18 protein-coding genes are annotated in these 17653 nt (G+C 31.9%); 6 read left to right on the top strand and 12 right to left on the bottom strand.

Annotated features, from left to right (window positions below):
* Nucleotides 1–2: 2 nt before the first annotated feature.
* On the bottom strand, nt 3–2729 hold the full coding sequence (locus EV01_RS06020; protein ID WP_032518118.1) for a DEAD/DEAH box helicase: 2727 nt from the start codon (nt 2727–2729) through the stop codon (nt 3–5).
* Between the two features lie 139 nt (nt 2730–2868).
* On the opposite strand from EV01_RS06020, the gene EV01_RS06025 reads away from it, so the two are divergent.
* From EV01_RS06025 to bioA, 5 genes are read left to right on the top strand one after another with little or no spacing between them, the layout of a single operon-like run.
* Nucleotides 2869–4008 (top strand): aminotransferase class I/II-fold pyridoxal phosphate-dependent enzyme, encoded by a 1140-nt coding sequence (locus EV01_RS06025; protein ID WP_032518117.1) that lies wholly within the window; start codon nt 2869–2871, stop codon nt 4006–4008.
* Entirely contained in the window at nt 4005–4709 is a 705-nt protein-coding gene (locus EV01_RS06030) for a hypothetical protein (protein WP_032518550.1), read from the top strand. Before EV01_RS06025 ends, EV01_RS06030 begins: the two co-directional genes overlap by 4 nt.
* A complete protein-coding gene (locus EV01_RS06035) occupies nt 4702–5472 on the top strand; it encodes a methyltransferase domain-containing protein (RefSeq protein WP_032518114.1) in 771 nt (256 codons plus the stop codon). The genes EV01_RS06030 and EV01_RS06035 overlap by 8 nt, the downstream gene beginning before the upstream one ends.
* Entirely contained in the window at nt 5469–6134 is a 666-nt protein-coding gene (gene bioD / locus EV01_RS06040; RefSeq protein ID WP_032518434.1) for a dethiobiotin synthase, read from the top strand. The genes EV01_RS06035 and bioD overlap by 4 nt, the downstream gene beginning before the upstream one ends.
* The gene (gene bioA, locus EV01_RS06045) at nt 6135–7436 is read left to right on the top strand and encodes an adenosylmethionine--8-amino-7-oxononanoate transaminase (protein WP_032518113.1); all 1302 of its coding nucleotides are present in this window, start codon (nt 6135–6137) and stop codon (nt 7434–7436) included.
* A gap of 8 nt (nt 7437–7444) precedes the next feature.
* On the opposite strand, the gene EV01_RS06050 is transcribed toward bioA, so the two are convergent.
* Nucleotides 7445–7702 carry a DUF3143 domain-containing protein gene (locus EV01_RS06050; protein WP_032518112.1) on the bottom strand — a complete coding sequence of 86 codons (258 nt, stop codon included), beginning with the start codon at nt 7700–7702 and terminating at the stop codon, nt 7445–7447.
* Nucleotides 7703–7717: 15 nt separating this feature from the next.
* Entirely contained in the window at nt 7718–8158 is a 441-nt protein-coding gene (locus tag EV01_RS06055) for a J domain-containing protein (RefSeq protein ID WP_032518111.1), read from the bottom strand.
* A gap of 88 nt (nt 8159–8246) precedes the next feature.
* Here EV01_RS06055 and rsmG point away from each other — a divergent pair, with 88 nt between their 5' ends.
* A complete protein-coding gene (gene rsmG / locus EV01_RS06060) occupies nt 8247–8960 on the top strand; it encodes a 16S rRNA (guanine(527)-N(7))-methyltransferase RsmG (RefSeq protein ID WP_032518433.1) in 714 nt (237 codons plus the stop codon).
* Nucleotides 8961–8962: 2 nt separating this feature from the next.
* On the opposite strand, the gene EV01_RS06065 is transcribed toward rsmG, so the two are convergent.
* The 9 genes from EV01_RS06065 to EV01_RS06100 form a co-directional block, all read right to left on the bottom strand.
* Nucleotides 8963–10156: an aldo/keto reductase gene (locus EV01_RS06065; protein WP_032518110.1), complete on the bottom strand. Its 1194-nt coding sequence runs from the start codon at nt 10154–10156 to the stop codon at nt 8963–8965.
* A gap of 8 nt (nt 10157–10164) precedes the next feature.
* Nucleotides 10165–10524: a ferredoxin gene (locus tag EV01_RS06070; protein ID WP_032518108.1), complete on the bottom strand. Its 360-nt coding sequence runs from the start codon at nt 10522–10524 to the stop codon at nt 10165–10167.
* A 9-nt stretch (nt 10525–10533) separates the two neighbouring features.
* Nucleotides 10534–10926 (bottom strand): DUF1257 domain-containing protein, encoded by a 393-nt coding sequence (locus EV01_RS06075; RefSeq protein WP_032518107.1) that lies wholly within the window; start codon nt 10924–10926, stop codon nt 10534–10536.
* Nucleotides 10913–11128, bottom strand: a complete 216-nt coding sequence (locus EV01_RS06080) for a DUF2997 domain-containing protein (RefSeq protein WP_032518106.1) — start codon at nt 11126–11128, stop codon at nt 10913–10915. Before EV01_RS06080 ends, EV01_RS06075 begins: the two co-directional genes overlap by 14 nt.
* A gap of 149 nt (nt 11129–11277) precedes the next feature.
* On the bottom strand, nt 11278–12045 hold the full coding sequence (locus EV01_RS06085; protein ID WP_032518105.1) for a HEAT repeat domain-containing protein: 768 nt from the start codon (nt 12043–12045) through the stop codon (nt 11278–11280).
* 19 nt (nt 12046–12064) lie between these two features.
* Nucleotides 12065–12211, bottom strand: coding sequence for a hypothetical protein (locus EV01_RS09695; protein WP_193741406.1), 147 nt, complete (start codon nt 12209–12211; stop codon nt 12065–12067).
* Between the two features lie 49 nt (nt 12212–12260).
* Nucleotides 12261–13307 (bottom strand): 23S rRNA (adenine(2503)-C(2))-methyltransferase RlmN, encoded by a 1047-nt coding sequence (rlmN, locus tag EV01_RS06090; protein ID WP_032518104.1) that lies wholly within the window; start codon nt 13305–13307, stop codon nt 12261–12263.
* 28 nt (nt 13308–13335) lie between these two features.
* Nucleotides 13336–13488, bottom strand: a complete 153-nt coding sequence (locus EV01_RS09965) for a high light inducible protein (RefSeq protein WP_011863593.1) — start codon at nt 13486–13488, stop codon at nt 13336–13338.
* Between the two features lie 54 nt (nt 13489–13542).
* Nucleotides 13543–17643 carry a DNA-directed RNA polymerase subunit beta' gene (locus EV01_RS06100; RefSeq protein ID WP_032518103.1) on the bottom strand — a complete coding sequence of 1367 codons (4101 nt, stop codon included), beginning with the start codon at nt 17641–17643 and terminating at the stop codon, nt 13543–13545.
* Nucleotides 17644–17653: the final 10 nt, after the last annotated feature.

Genomic DNA, 17653 nt, shown 5'->3' with positions numbered 1-17653 from the left:
CCCTAAAAATTATTGTCAATTCTTTTTGTTGCAGGATTAATATCTTCAGAGACTTTTATAAGATCACTAGATTCAGAAACAGGAAAACGATTTATAGCTTTTAATGCTAGCTTAGCTTTGCTTTTTAATTTATTACTAACACCAATACAGTATTGCACTTGAGAAAGGACATCAATTGATCTTCTAATAATCCTCACTACATCTCCTTCGTCTAATGAAGTATTAAAAACCAAATCTTTCCATTTTTTTCCTCTTGCCCATTCAGAAATAATTCCAGTCAACTCCGTTTCTAAATAAATAGGAATTTCAATATGAAACTTATTTTGTTGAAAAGAGACTAATTTTCTTAAACCATCTAATTCATTAAAAACATCTATTACCTTAGAAGAAGGCTTGAAATTACACCAAAGATTAGGCCTCCTTACATCAACACATATAGCTTGAATAATTGCAGCTAACTCAGGAGGATCTAAATCGTCTAAATAACCACTAACTAAAACAAGACCAATCCATAATTCATTTTCACTTCTTATTGCACCAACTGTTTGTCCTACTTCTGTCAATTCCAAATCATTTAAACAACCAAAATGATTCAAAATTTTAATCAAATCAGTAAAAGTTCTCCAGTTATGATTTTCTTTATCTTCAAGAAGTTTTTTTCTAATATTTATTTCTTGTTCAACATCAATAATTCTTTTTCTATATTTCTTTAATTTCTTAGAGTCTCCAAATCTGTGTGCAGGATGATCAGTAACGGTTTCTTCTAAATTATTAATTTGTTTCTTTTGTGCCAAAACTTCCGTTGTCAAATCATATTGTGGAGTTTGTAAATCATTTTTTTTAGAAACTTCTAAAATTTGATCCGCATAACACTGCGACATATCATCTCCCCTAAATACCTCTCCAGAAAAATACATCTTTGGCACTTCAAGTCCTAAGACATCAATTGCATCCAAATCATTAAAAATACTTACTATGTATGAGGGTTTTATAAGAATAAATAAATTATCAATTGTCAAACACAATAAACTCTTAATTTTTTGGGATTCATATATTTTCTTACAAATTAATCCTGGAACAATTTTTCTTTTAATTTGGGGAGCTTTGATTGAAATTAAGCTTCCATCTTTAATATATGGCAGCGCATTGGTTATCTCTTCTGATAATTTTTCTGCTGATTGTTTTTCTAAAATTTTCAAGAGTCTTCTCTCTTCTTTAATACGATTTTTTAACTTTTCATATGCATCAAAATCTTTCCATGAAACGTTAGATGTAATTTTTTTTAACTCAATTAAATCCTTATCTAAATTTTCAAGAATTATATTCTCACCTGATGATTCACCTAAATATAAAAAACTACCAAAACTTCTTTTAATTAATTCTTTAGACTTCTCTAAAGTATAACTTTGTAAAAGATTAAGTACCATTCCATAGCTTGGAGTGAATTGACTTTCTAAAGCATTTGGTTTGCTTATAGCTAGTGCACTTGCTTCTTTGGCACCTTCGAATCTTGTTTGTAATGTAACAACATATCCCTGGGTATCTTTTCCTCTTCTTCCAGCTCTTCCTGACATTTGCAAAAATTCACTGCTAAATAATAATCTATGACCATCATCCGTCCTTTTTGATAAAGAAGAAATAACAGTTGTTCTTGCGGGCATATTTATTCCTGCAGCAAGAGTTTCAGTTGCAAAAACAACTTTTATTAAACCTTGCTGAAATAATTCCTCAACCAATTCTTTCCATGCAGGCAATAATCCAGCATGATGAGATGCAATACCGCGTTTTAATGCCTCGCATTGAGACTTATCTTTAATTGCTTCCTGATTATTTTTAAGATAAACATCTAATTTTTGGGATATCATACTTGCTTCTGAATAACTTACTAAAGTTAAATCTTTTATATTCTCAATAGCCTTGTCACATCCTCTTCTACTAAAGATAAAATAAATAGCTGGCAACATATTTCGTTCAGCTAGCTTTGAGATAACAAAGCCAATTGAGGGAGACTTTGGTTGCATTATCCTGCCCACTTTCCCTCTGATTTTCTGCCCTTTAGGAGCTCTCCAAATCTTACAGTTTGGATGAATTCCATTACCCTTATTATTTAAAAGTGGATGGAGGCCTTTAAAACTACAAAAAATAAAATCAAGTGGGACTGGTCTCTTATCACTATTAATTAGTACTGTGGGCCCATGAACTTTTTCTATCCAATTTTGCAATTGATCTGCATTGGCTATTGTTGCTGATAAAGCTATTATTTGAGTTCTAGTAGGGCAATGAATTATAGTTTCTTCCCAAACTGTACCTCTTTGGGGGTCATTCATATAATGACATTCATCAAGAATTACAGATTCTAAATTTTCTAAAGGATCATCAAATTCATCAAATTCACCATAAAGCATGTTCCTAAAAATCTCAGTCGTCATGACTAAGATTGGTGCTTCTCTATTTATGCTTATATCTCCAGTTAAAAGACCAACTTTATTCTCACCATATTGATTAGCAAAATCTCTAAACTTTTGGTTTGATAGGGCCTTTAAAGGTGTTGTATAAAAAACTCTGCTGTCATGAGATAAGCCTCTATATATAGCAAATTCACCTATCAATGTTTTACCCGAACCTGTTGGTGCTGTTAAAACAACAGAATTTCCGCTATTAATAGCTCGTATTGCTTCTAATTGGAAATCATCTAGCGGAAAGGGGAAATATTCCTCTAAATTAAGCAATAATTGTGATTGAAGAGAGGATGAGTTAACTTCTTAATATATGATCTATATAGATATTAATAAACAAAAAATACCTTGCAAACTTTAATAGTAAATCTAAATCTTTTTAATTAAATCCACTATATTTTATTTTGCCAAAATGAAAAAAGTAAAAATTCCAAAAAATAGAATCCGTAAATTAAAAACATTTTCTTTAGGTAAAAAATCCTTCGAACTTCTAAGTTTAAATTCGCAAAATAAAAAACTTATAGACTTATGCAGTAATGATTATTTTGGATTAAGCAGGGACAAGGATTTAATAAAAGCTGCTTACGAAATAAGCTTGTTAGAAGGCATTGGTTCAGGAAGCTCTAGGTTTATTACAGGTTCAAGACCAATACATAAATTATTAGAAACAGAACTTGCCAATTGGCTTGATCAAGAGAAAGTATTACTTTTCCCAAGCGGATTTCAAGCAAATATAGCCGCTATCCAGGCTTTAGCGAACAGAAATAGTATCGTAATAGCAGATAAATTGATCCATAACTCTTTATTGGTTGGAGTTAAAGCTGCTCAAGCAAAACTAGTTCGATTTTCACACAATAATTTAAAAGATTTAGAAGATAAAATTGTTAAATCTAACCCCACAAAAAATTCCATTTTAGTTGTTGTTGAATCTCTGTATAGCATGGAGGGATCAATTGCTCCGCTCAGAGAAATAACCGAAATTTGCAAAAAAAATAGTGTTCAATTATTAGTTGACGAAGCTCATGCAATTGGGATCTTGGGCCCTGAAGGCAGGGGTTTAAGTTTTAATTGTCGTTCAGATATTACTATGATTACCGGAACTTTTGGAAAAGCATTTGGCAGCGGTGGAGCTTTCATAGCTTCCAATTCAGAAATTGGAGAATATCTTATCCAAACAAGTGGTGCATTTAGGTATACAACAGCACTTGCGCCATCTTTGGCTGCTGGGGCCCTAGAAGGTTTAAAAAAAATTTTAGAAAATAAAGAATGGGGTATTGATTTGTTATCTTCTGCGAATGTATGGAGAGATGAAATTATTAAAAATTTTAGTTTTCCAGTTCAGGGAGATTCTCACATTTTATCAATTATTGTTGGCAAAGAAGAGAAAGCAATTGATCTACAAAAATATCTCGAAAAAAATGGATTTTTAGCAATTGCAATAAGACCTCCAACTGTTCCAGTGGGTCAATCAAGAATCAGAATAACAATAAGGAGAAACTTAGATTTAAATCTGCTAAATAATTTCATTTCAGTATTAAAAGAGTTTAAATGAAACAAATTATTACTCAACATGGGTGGGGACTAAATAAATATTTCTGGGATGATTATAAAGTTGATTTTTTAAATAATGATTGGCATTGGCAAGATAATGAAAGGGGCTATTTCTCAACAAAAAATTATCAAGCAAAATGGATTAAAAGCGAATCTAAAAAAGAAATCAGAATGACTTTATGCCATTCATTTGGTTTTCATTTAATGCCAAAAAAAATATTAAAAGAAGCAACTCATATTGTTCTTATAAATTCTTTTAATAATTTTCTTCCTTTAAGTAATAAGAGAAACTTTATTTTGAGGTCTCTAAAAAGAATGGAGACAAAAATCATAAAAGATGAACCTAAGGATATGTTGAAAGAATTTATACATAGATCATTTATGCCTAATCATATTAATAATAGTTTTAAAAATATCTTTTATAAAAGTTTAGAAAATTTAAATAAAACTCTACTTTTAGGCGATTTAAAACAACTTTACGTCAATAGAGATTTTCCAGTGTTCTTAAGAAAAGATTGCAAAATTATTTTTATAAAATCAGAAAATGATTTGATTCTTGACAAAGAATCAAATAATAACTTTTTAGATTCCTTAAATAAAATACTTGATAGGAAACCTATTTTAATTAAATTAGCTCAACAAGGTCATTGCTTGAATAATTTAAATTTATACGAGATCTTACTAAATAGACTTAATGATTGAAATGAATAGTAAAAAGTGGAATGAGAAAATAAAAAATAATTTCAATGATGCTGCATATCGGTATTTCGATCATTCAAATATTCAGAAATTTTTTGCAAAAAAAATTGTTCAATTTATCAAAGAATTAAATCCTCAAAAAAAAGGTGAATGGATAGATCTAGGCTCAGGACCAGGAATATTAGCTGATGAAATAGAAAAAAATTTTTCTTCCCAAAAAGTAGCCAGAATTGATTTCAGCAAAAAAATGCTTCTTGAGAATAAATCATCTAGTAAAAAAATTTTATGGGATTTGAATAATGATTTACCTCCTGAAATCAATAACTGTTCTCTTTTAACATCTAACTTTTGCATCCATTGGTTAAACAACCCAGAAAAGATAATAAAAAATTGGTTTAGTAAATTAATATCTGGAGGTTTTTTAATCATTTCATATCCAACAAAAGATTGTTTTCCTGAATGGAAAGATACTTGTAGAAAAATTGATATTGAATATAGTGGTCTTAATTTCCTTTACAGTAAAGAATTATTAAAAGATTTCAAATCGAATGAAATTCTTTATTCAGAAAAGTTTAATTATCTTGAAAATTTTGAAGATGTATATAAGCTTTTTAGAAGCATTAAAAATGTAGGAGCACAATCAACAAATTGTCAACGCAAAACAGTAAAGGAGTTAAAAAAAATTCAAAAGTTTTGGCCAAAGAATTACAATAATACAGTGAACCTTTCATGGCAAATTGCGATTCAAATCATAAGGAAATTATGAATAGTCAGGATAGTATTTTCAAATTTATAATTTGTGGAACAGATACTGATATTGGAAAAACTTTAATAAGCTCTTTTTTCGTTAGAGGGTTAAATTCCTTTTACTGGAAGCCTATTCAAAGTGGTATTGAATCGCAAACTGATAGTCAAACTGTTAAAAAACTTACACAAGCAGGTAAAGAGAAAATCATCAAAGAAGCTTATGTCTTTACAAAACCTCTATCTCCTCATTGGGCTTCTGAAATAGATCAAAAAACTATTAACTTTGACAAGTTGAAATTGCCAAAAGTGCAAGGATCATTAATTGTAGAAACTGCAGGTGGATTAATGGTTCCAATAACACGCAATTTTTTGCAAATAGATCAAATAAAACAATGGAATCTTCCGATAATACTAGTATGTAAGAGCTCACTTGGCACTCTTAACCATACCCTGCTTAGTATTGAGGCCTTAAACCGAAGAAATATTGAGATTTTAGGTTTAATAGTCAATGGCGAAAAACACTTAGATAATCCAAAAACTCTTGTTGATTTTAGTGGTATTCCGTTAATTGCTGAATTTCCTTACATCAAAAAAATGGACTCAAATAATTTAGATATACTATGGAAAGAACTAGACATCAAGAATAAGTTGATCTCCCTTTTAAACTCAAAAATAAGTTAAATGAAATCTTTGGATTCAAAAACTCCAAATCAAAATTGGCACCCAAATATTTGGCCACCTTTTACACAAATCAACAACAGCAAACCGCAAATACAAGTAACTCATGGTAAAGATGCCATCCTATTTACTAAAGATCCTAAAAAAGAGCTAATTGATGCAATTAGTAGTTGGTGGGTAACTCTTCATGGTCATAGTAACGAATATATTGCGGATGCCATTTTCAAACAATCAAAAAAGCTTGAGCAAGTTATATTTGCTGATTTTTTACATCCACAGGCAAAAAAATTGGCGGAAAGACTTAGTGAATTAACAAAACTAGAAAGATTATTCTTTTCTGATAACGGTTCTACTGCAGTGGAAGTCGCTTTAAAAATTGCCTTCCAATCATGGCAAAATAGAGGAGAGACAAGAACTCAAATAGTAGCTTTTGATGGCGCCTATCATGGCGATACATTTGGAGCAATGGCATTAGGTGAAAGGAATATTTTTAATGAGAATTTCGATAATCTTATGTTCCCAGTTAGAAGAGTCCCCTGGCCTTCAACTTGGATGAATGATGATGAAGTAGAAAATAAAGAAAATGAGGCTATCCAAAAATTAGAAGTTCTACTTAAAACTCCTACAGTTGCAGTAATTCTTGAGCCACTTGTTCAAGGAGCAGGAGGCATGAATATGGTTAGGCCTCAGTTTATAAAAAAAGTTTCAAAAATTATAAAAAATAATAATTCTTTGTTAATTGCAGATGAAGTGTTGACCGGTTTTGGGAGATGTGGAAGCCTATTTGCATTCCAAAAGGCAAAAATCATTCCTGATTTAATAAGTATTTCAAAAGGGTTAACTGGTGGCTTTTTACCGATGGGAATAACTTTATGTAAAGAAAAAATTTTTCAATCCTTTATTGATGATTCCCCAAGAAAAACTTTTTGGCATGGACATAGCTTCACTGCTAACCCTTTAGGTTGTGCTGCAGCAAACGCTAGCCTTGATTTATTAGAAAAAGAACCACACAAATACCTTTCATTTGAAGAAAAACATTTATCTCATTTAAATAAATTTAAAAACTTACCTTATTTAAAAAAGATTAGGGTATCCGGCACAATTGCTGCCTTTGATTTAGAGATTGGGAACAAAAAAGGTTATTTCAATAATATTGGGAAAGAAATAAAGAGTCGTGCAATGGAGCAAGGTTTATTTATTAGGCCCCTCGGGAATGTTATTTACCTCTTGCCGCCTCTCTGTATAACTGATGATCAATTAGAAAAAAGTTACTGGATAATCAAGCAAATCTTAGACAATCTTTAGATAAAAATTTACGGTCCCTGCAGTATTGCATTTTCTACATCTTCTCTATTAATGCAGTAAGAAAATAATCTTTTAGTTTCCTGTCCTTCACTTTTCCAGATGACATTTAAATCTTCTTGTTCAAAAATAATAGTTGCATTCCAATTAGAGAGTAGCAGGTACCATTTTGATGGATTATTAACATCCTTTACAGCACCTAAATCAGTTAGCCACAATTCCAATGATTGAAGTGAATGTTGGTTAATGGGTTTTTTAGGGAGATTCACAACCTGCTTAAAATATCATTTTACTAACCAGATAGGTATTGTATCTAATTCTTTGCCAGTAAAAGAGGCAATAAAAATTGAACAAATCAAACTAATAGAAATGATAATAAATAAAAGAAATAACGAAAACAATTCCCCACTTGAAAAAGGTCTTCTGTTCTCTAATAAATTTTGATTATTTGAATCGATTATTAAATTATTTAAAACTTTAGTCTTTTGCTTACTTCTATATTTTTCCTTTAATTTATCATCATATATTTTTCTCAAATTACTATTATTCAAATTTTCATAAGCTTCCAAAACTTCTTGAAATTTACTTTTAGCATCATCTATTTCTAAAGATGTTGTATCAGGGTGTAACTCAATGGAAAGTTTGCAAAATGCCTTTCTTAATTCATTATTTGAGGCATTTTCATCTACACCTAAAATTTTGTAATAAGAAATTTCCCCTTTCAAAATAGTCTTTTATTGATATTTTAATTCTAATAAATTTTTAATAAATAGAATGTATTTATAAATGGTAAATATTTATATTTATAACGAAATGAAAAAACAAAACATTCCAAAAGAAATTTTTTCCTTAATAACTGAAGAAGAGATATTTATGTTTCAAGAATTAAAAATTAAAATTAAAGAATTGAATAATAAAACCAACTTAACAAGGTTAATTAATGGTGATGATTATTGGGTATCTCAAGTTTTTGACAGCATTTGGCCCTTTAAAACTTTCCCGACTATTAATTTTGATAATAAAAAATTTTTAGATATTGGATCCGGCTGTGGGTTCCCTGGCTTAGCTTACGCCATAACTCATCCTACTTCAGAAATATACCTAGTTGATTCTTCAAAAAAGAAAACAGATGCACTAAAAATCTTAATCAAAGAGATCAATTTCAAAAACAATATTCATGTAATTAATGATCGTATAGAGAACTTAGCCCATCAATCGTCAATGAGAAATAGTTTCAATATAGCTACTACTAGAGCAGTGAGTAATCCATCAACAGTTTCAGAATATATACTACCAATGCTAAAAAAGGAAGGGTTAGGACTTTTATATTGTGGCAAATGGACTGATGAAGAAAGTAAAAATCTAGATAAAACTTTAGAAATATTAGAGGGAAAATTCAAAGAGAAAAAAAAGATATTGTTACCAAGAAATAAAGGTACCCGAAATATTATTCTTATTAAGCCAAAAAATTTTTGCCCTGAAATTTACCCAAGAAAAGTTGGTAAAGCTCAGAAGAATCCATTATGAAACTATTTTTTTGACAATCTTTTAGCAACCTTATCACCAAACTTTTCTTTTAAAGTTCTCAATTTATTTATAACTTTTTTTGGATTTATATGGCCTTCTAAAACTTTCAATAATTGGCCTTCAGAAACATCCACATCTAATAAATTAGCGTTAGAGCCTGGGAACCAATGACTTCCATTACCAAGCAATTGATATCTTGATCTTGCAAATCCTTCCATATCAAGCCAATCTACTAAATTTGAAAGCCAAAGCATAACGGGAATGTTAATATTTCCTGGTGTATTTTCCCAACTTGGTAAATTTTTATTCCAATTTTGATACCACTCTAAACCTAAAGCATTAATTGATTCTTGCCTTAATCTGTTTATAATCTTTGGAACATACTGTTCAGAGTCGGATAAAAGAGAGACCGCTTCTAAATGCAAATCAAAATCTGCTTCTTTTGCAATACCCACACTAAGAGTATGAACATTTTTATTTCTTAGGCAGAAAAGATCATTAAAAACTATTGGATGCAGTGGGCTACAAAGTTCTAACATTTTTGTTGAGGGAGTATGAAGATGTCCCCCTTTGTCGGTAGGACTTATTATAAAAACCCCAAGATCATACTTATTTGCTAGATGAATAACCTTTGTATTTTCTTGATTGATGAAATACCAGTGCAAATTTACATAATCAAATAAGTTTGTTGATATGGCCTTCTCAATGAGTGAAGATTTTCCATGGGTCGAAAATCCAATAGATCCAATAAAATTTTCTTTTTGCAAATTCCTCAAGACGTCAATACACCCTCCATCTTTAACAGCCTGATGTAAATGCTCGTCTGTATTAATGCCATGAATCGCTAGCAAATCAATTCTTTTAACTTTCAATCTTTCAATACTTGATATTACATCTCTCTCGAAAATTTCTGGATCACTATTTGGAGGAATCTTTGTCTGAATAATGTTTGGAATTTTTTTAGTTTTTTGAAAACCCATTCCTAATTGCACTTCTGAAGTTCCATAGTATTTAGCAGTTTCGACATGGCTTAAGCCATATTTATTTGCCAAATTTAGTATATTTTCTACTTTATTTTGTTCTTCATAAGAAATTTCAGAAAAATCTAATTGATCCCAACTTTTTTGGAATCTCATGCCACCCAAGGATAAAATAGGAATGTTTAAATTAGTTCTTCCAAATCTGCGATATTGCATTTTTTAAATTAATGCTTATTCATTCTTGGTGGTTTGCCAAATGATTGAAACATATCCCTATCAAGGCTATTCTCTAAATCATCCAATTCTTCAAACTTTACCCAGTGAATACAATCAACAGGGCAAGTATCTATAGCTTCTTGTATAACATCAGAACTATCTCCATCTTGTCTCATAGCTCGACTCCTACCATGAAATTCATCAACCAAAAAAGTATTCGAAGCTACGTGTACACAGTACTGACAACCAATACATCTAGACTCATCAACCCATACAGCCTTCTCAGCTAACTGACCACCTAGTACAGGCTCCCTACCTGTAATTTCAATATTGCCTACAACATCATCAAATGGATCTATAGAATCCATAGTCTAATATCAGCTTTCCCACTTGGTTAAAACCAATTCGATTGAACCATCATTTTTATTTTTTTGTTCTACGATTTGGTAGCCCTCCTCTTTTGTTTTGGAAATAATTGTTTGGTAAGCATACATTTGAGTAATTTTTGAAATAAATCTTTCTACTGGGATCTCAAGTTTCCATAGATCTAGGTCAGTAACTAATTCATAAGCATTTGATTGATTGTCCCATTTAAAGCCAACTTTGGTATCACCAGGTAAATTTAAGCTTATATCAACAGCAGTAAACTTACCTCTGTAGCCTCTGACAAATTTTTCTTCTTGATTAATTGGATAACCAAGATTATTTAAAGCCATAATTAATGGCTCTGCTTCTTTAAGCTGAGTTTTAATAGTACTAAAATGTGACATTAGATCCGTTGTTAAATTGTTTTAGTTTTTCATTTTGATTAGAGATGAAAGCATCAGATGTTTTATTCTTAACTGTTACTTTACCAAGAGCATCTTCAAGATTTTTTGTAGCTTCTTCGCATGAATTACCACTAAATCCCTCAACAGTCTCTTCTACTCTTCCATCTTGATGAATTTTGAATCTCAATGTTTTTTGAGGCATTAAACTCAAGTACAAAGTACTTTTACTTTACATAGAATAACGAAATTTTTTTGTTTCAGTTGGTACAAGTTAATTAATTTTACTTTTTATATTGAATATCTAATAAATTAAATTTTTTTTAGAAGAGTTCTGATAGAAAAAAATGATATTTAATTATAAAAACCCTGCATCCCCATTGAATCTAAGGCAGTTTTTGCTTCTTCCATAACGGATGGCTCTTTATCAAAAAGAGCTATCTTTGTGCATTCATCAATGAAACTTTCTTGAAATGAATTGTTTAACTTTTCGTACAATCTACACAATGACCAAATACAATTACTTCTTACTCCTGGTTCATTATCAATATTTAAACTAATTAAAAGCTGTTCAGCTGCTAATTGAGCGTTTTCCAAAGAAACATTTCCGATTTCAGCTAAAGAACTAGATGACCATAACCTTACCGCAGCTACATCATTTTTTAAAGCATTTATTAATGGCTTTAAAACAATTTCGTTATCATAATTAGCCAAACTCCATGCCGTCGCTCTTCTGACATAAGCATTATCGTCAGTTTCCAAAAGACTTACAAGTTTTTGAACTGCACTGGGACATGGATTACGACCTAAAGCATAAACCGCACTCATTCTCTCAACAGGACAAGGCTGATCCAATAATGGTAATAAAAGAGGGAAAGACCTTTGATCTCTATATTCACAAAATATTCTTAAGCCCTGTATTCTTTCTTCTCTGTTACCTTTTAGCATTTTTAAAGCTTCATTACACTCTTGGGTTATGTTTAAACCTTTTGAAAAAGAATCTTCATCAATTTGATCCAAAGGATCTATTTCAATATCTAGGGCCAATTCTCTTGCTAAAACATCTGGGTCAACTGCTATTTCAGCCAAGCTTTCTTTATTAGGATCATTATTTTTTGTCATTTTCAAAAAATTAAAAATATTAATTCATGGGAGCAGGAGACATCATATCTCCTGGCAACCAAATTCTTGCGCTTACTGCAAAGAAAGCAATCCCAAAAAGTGCGACGATAGCCAAAGGTACAATTTTTGTCTTGATAAAACCCAAAGATTTGAAATTAATTAACATAATAATAACCTGTTTAATAGAATTTTAAAAAAATTTTTCTTAGAAAATATTATTTATTACTTGCACTTTGTCTTAGTTGACCACATGCAGCATTTTTATCTAAACCTCTGCTTTGTCGGAAGCTGACAGCAATTCCATTATTGGAAAGTCTAGATTGAAATAATTGATGATTTTTTAAAGAAGCTCTTTTAAATTCAACCTCATCAATTTGGTTATACTGTATTAAATTGACGTGACATTGAAAACCTCTCAATAAATTACTCAATTCATTTGCATGTTCTAATTTGTCATTAACCCCGCTAAGCATTAAATATTCAAAACTCACTCTACGACCTGTATCTCTTACGAATTGCTTGCAATCTTCAATTATATTACTTATCTCGTAGTTTTTGGCACTCGGTATTATAGTTTCTCTTATGTTTTGGTTCGAAGCATGTAGACTTATAGCTAACGTAAATTGACAATTGCCTAAAATATTAAGAGACTTCTCTGATAATTTTTTTATCATTTTTGGAACAGCAACGGTACTTACAGTTATTTTTCTCTGACTAATCTGAAAATCCTTATTTATAGATCTTATAGACAAAAGCAATTCATCAATATTTAAAAGAGGTTCACCCATACCCATGAAAACAATATTAGTTACTTTTCTATTCATTTCATTTTCAATAAATAAAATTTGATCTAATATTTCACTTGCTTTTAAAGATCTTTTCAAACCCTCCTTGCCTGTTGCGCAGAATTTGCAGTCCATAGGACATCCCACTTGACTAGAAAGACATGCCGTAAGTCTTTTTTGAGTTGGGATGCCAACACACTCAATACTTTCATTGTCAGCTGTGGAAAGTAATAACTTTAGAGTGCCATCATTAGACAAATTTTTTTCTTGAAAACTAAGTTCGCTTACTTTAAAACCATCTTCTTTTAACTTTTTACGAAAATCTAGAGGTAAGACTTCTATTTGATCAATATTTTTCTTCTTATTTCTATAGTTATAAATCCAATTATAAATTTGGCGTCCTCTAAAAGCAGCTTGTCCGTAGTTTAAAGCTACATTTTCTAGTTCTTTAACACTACTTCCAAGAAGATTTTTCAAATTATTGTATTTTTAGTTAAAACTAATTTCACCATAACAACAAACCATGTTTCAGGAAAAATTCTGTAAGAATTAGCGCAATAAACCCTATCATGGCCATTCTTCCATTGAGCCTTTCATTATAAAAATGGAACCCATAACGAGGTAATTTTCTTTTGGGTACAATCTCTGGCTTAATCATCACTTGCAAATTAAAGATTTCATTCTAGTCACTAAAAATAATAAAAGAAAATATTTATTCATCAGAAAGAAGACCCTCCTCTTGTAATCCCTCTAGGGCAGCTGGATCTGGGAGTTGATCTTCAGAAAATTGATTTTCAGCACTAGGTCTAGCGAAGGCAGCAAAATTACTGGAAGAAGGATCAATTCCATGTCGATTTCGCGTACTCTCCAAATCTTCATCACTAGGATCATCAAGTATTGCAGTAGAGCTTACAGTAGGAGATTGTGGCATATCAACTGTATAATCTGGCCTTAAGTTTTGTGCTCTTCTATATCCACCAGATTCTTCAGCAAGGATATCAGGATGGGGACCAGCCTCTGAGGCTAATTCTTCTACAAACCCACTAAATCCAGTACCTGCAGGAATTAATCTACCAATTATAACATTTTCTTTAAGGCCCCTTAACCAATCAGATTTACCTTCAATTGCAGCTTCTGTAAGTACTCTTGTAGTTTCTTGGAATGACGCTGCTGATATAAAGCTATCTGTATTTAGGGAGGCTTTTGTGATACCTAACAAGACAGGAGTGAACTCAGCTGGCGCTCCTCCCGTAATTGCCATTGCTTGGTTGGTATCTTCTACTTGTCTCAATTCTATAAGTTCACCAGGCAAGAGCGTAGTGTCACCAGCATCTTCTACTCGCACCTTGCTAGTCATCTGTCTAACAATAACTTCAATATGCTTGTCATCAATTGCGACACCTTGAGACTTATAGACGTTTTGGACTTCATTTACCAAACTTCTTTGGAGTTTTGAGATAGATTCTCGAGCAGCATCAATTAAAGGTTTTTGATCTTTTAAATCGTTAAAGTAACAATCTAGTAACTCATGAGGATTAATTGGGCCATCAGTTAAAATTTCTCCACCTAAAACTTGTTGTCCATCACTAACCATAATATTTTTTCCTATTGATAATTGATATTCGTTAATAGAATCATCTTTTTCTATAACCGATAAAGAAACTGATTCTTCATCATTACCTTGTTTAATCTGAACAATTCCAGATTTTTTGCATAAAATTGCAGAATCTCTGGGTCTCCTAGCTTCTAACAACTCTTCTATTCGAGGCAATCCTTGAACAATATCTCCAGTTTTCTGTCTTTCAAAAACAAGGAGAGCTAAACCATCTCCCCTAAGAACTAAATCTCCATCTTTTACATGTAAAACCGAATCAGGAGAGACCATATAGGGCCTGCCCAATCTAAGGGTTACTGAACTATCAGAAATTTTTTCAATTTCTCCACAAGAACTAGATTTTTCAGATTCACTAATCGGATCACCATCAACTACACGATCACCGACTTTAACGAGTGCTTTACTACTAAGCTTAATGTTAATTTTATCCTCTTCTCTTTCAACAATTAACCTTCTTATGGGCTCATCTTCATTAATATTTGGCAATTGTACCAATCCCTTTTCTTTACAAAGAATTTGAGTAGTAGCAATCACATCTCCTGCTTTAACTATTTGATTATTGTTAACTTGCAATTCAGTATGAGTTGAGCCATGACTAGAATCAGATAAAGTATCCCTTCTTACAAGAATAGACTCTAATATTACTAAATTTAATCTTTTGATTGATTGATCATTTTCATCTTCAATCGACTCAACATCAATAGTCATCTGAGGAGTAGCATCAAAGCTTTCAATACTTAAATGTGTCCTAAGCAATTCAACTCCCTCAACTGATTTTATCAATTCACCATCTTTATAAGTCAGCCTTTGAATAGCTTTTAAACCTAAATGTGGACCTTTTTCTTGTTTAACATGAAATAATTGGGGTAATTCCGCTTCATCAGGAATAGTAAATTCTTCTACAGTTCTTAATAATAAGCCTCGACATTTTGAGGTTTCTAATTTCTGAACAAATAAGATTTCTTTATTATCAATACCATCCAAAATCTTTTCGCCTGGATTTACTAGATTACCTTCTTCCGTAAATCTATTTAAAACTTCTTCATCGTCGCACTCATGAAACGTTCCATTTCTTACAGTTATTTCGCGGAGAATATCATTTTTCTGAGTAACTGTAACAATACCTGAAGTTTGACTAAAAATATCTTTTACAACTTCTGTTCCTGCCTCAATCCATTTCATATCTTCAATCATTAGAAGAGATATATCTTTATTAATTTCATGAGTTTCTTGGGGAATCCAAAGCAATGTTCCTCCTTGGTTAACCTCAAAACCATTTTTAGATGATCTTGCTTTTTTGACACTTAATCCTGGTGAATACTTTACTAATCCTCCAGTTTTTGTACGGAACCTTTCATCAGCTAAGTCTGCAATCACTTCTCCATTACTAATTTTACTCCCAGGAGAAGTGTTCAAACGATAAGAAGTTCCGTCAATGGATTCCAAATGATAAGAATGACCTGCGTGAGTAGATTCTTCAACTAATTTAAAATTGGTTAAAGACATAGAGGTAGTTACAATTTGAACTTCCCTAGAATCTCCTACTGATTCTCTTAATCTGACTTGACCGCCAAATTCACTTGATTGACTAGCTTCTGCTAAAATAGTTCCATCATTTACAGACTTTCCATTTTTAACAACTGGTCTTGCATTAGGTGGTAAGTTATAAACATCTCCAGCTAAAACCCATAGTCTGCCTAATCTTTGAGCTTTTAAAGTAATATTACCCTGTCTATCTGTTACCTCTTTTGGTTGAATAACTTTGTCATACCTTACTTGACCAGCTAAATCACAGATAACATCCTTTGTCGCTTTTTCTACACTCTTTTTAACAGTGCCAGCAATGATTTGAGCAACTGTTATGTCAGAATTGATTTCTTCACCATCATCTACGAATAAAAGCGATCCACTCGAAACTTCAATTTTTTGAGCTCTATTAGAATTACTTCCATTAGGAACTATTTTTAAGATGAAATCAACTTCAGCTTGTTTAGCTTCTACGCCATGAGGAGTTCTATATCCTCTAACCTTTGCTTTTGAGCTGAATTCAACTCTCCCTGAAATCTTTGATCTTACTACCCCACTTTCAGCAGTTGATACCCCTCCAGTATGGAAAGTTCTCATTGTCAATTGGGTCCCAGGTTCTCCAATAGATTGAGCAGCAATAATTCCTACCGCTTCACCTAAGTCAACTAAATGATTATGCGCCAAAGCCCATCCGTAGCATCTCCTACAAACCGATCTATTTGCTTCGCATGTTAAAGGAGACCTAATTTTAACCTTTACTATTGATGATGTCTCAATTTTCTCTGACAATGAAATATCTATTGCAGTATTTTTAGGAATTATTAAGTTATCTTCAGAATCTAAAATATCCTCAGCTGTTAGTCTTCCAAGAAGTCTTGCCCCAAATTTACCATCTTCAGCTTCGACATTTATTGACCGTTCTGTTCCACAATCTTCTTCTCTTACGATTACGTCTTGAGCAACATCAACTAATCTTCTAGTCAAATAGCCAGAATCGGCAGTTCTTAAAGCAGTATCAACTAAACCTTTCCTTGCTCCATAAGACGAAATTACATATTCGGTAACAGTAAGTCCTTCTCTAAAGTTAGTTCTTATCGGCAGGTCAATAATTTCACCTTGGGGATTAGCCATCAACCCTCTCATTCCTACGAGTTGTCTTACCTGTGACATATTACCCCTAGCGCCTGAATTAGCCATCATCCAAACCGAATTAAGGGGATCATTTTGATTAAAATTATTTTTTACTGCATCAACTAATCTCTCGTTAGTTTCAGTCCAAGTATCAATAACTTTTGTGTGTCTCTCAACTTCTGTAATTTCACCAAGTCTGTAGCATTCTTCTGTGGCAGATATTTGCTCTTCAGCTTGTCCTATTAAATCTTGCTTAGCTTCAGGCACTTTTAAGTCATCTACTGAAATAGAGACAGCGGCTTGGGTTGCATATTTAAAACCTAAGTCCTTTAAATTATCAGCCATGGCCGCGGTTATAGCAGTACCATGAGTTTTATAAGCCCAAGAAACTAAATTTTTTAAGGCTTTCTTATCAACTACTTTATTCTTAAATGATGGTGGCGTTTTAGCTAAAGCAGGCATTGTAAGCGGAATATTCTTTTTTGAATTTTTAGAAGTTTTACGTGCTCTGGAAGTTTTTTTAGGTTTAGATGATGTCATGATTATTTAA

It is taken from the genome of Prochlorococcus marinus str. MIT 9401 (genome assembly GCF_000760095.1).
GTDB classification, from domain to species: domain Bacteria; phylum Cyanobacteriota; class Cyanobacteriia; order PCC-6307; family Cyanobiaceae; genus Prochlorococcus_A; species Prochlorococcus_A marinus_I.
Note: the sequence above shows the minus strand (reverse complement) of the source record. Positions and strands in the feature narration are given on the sequence as shown.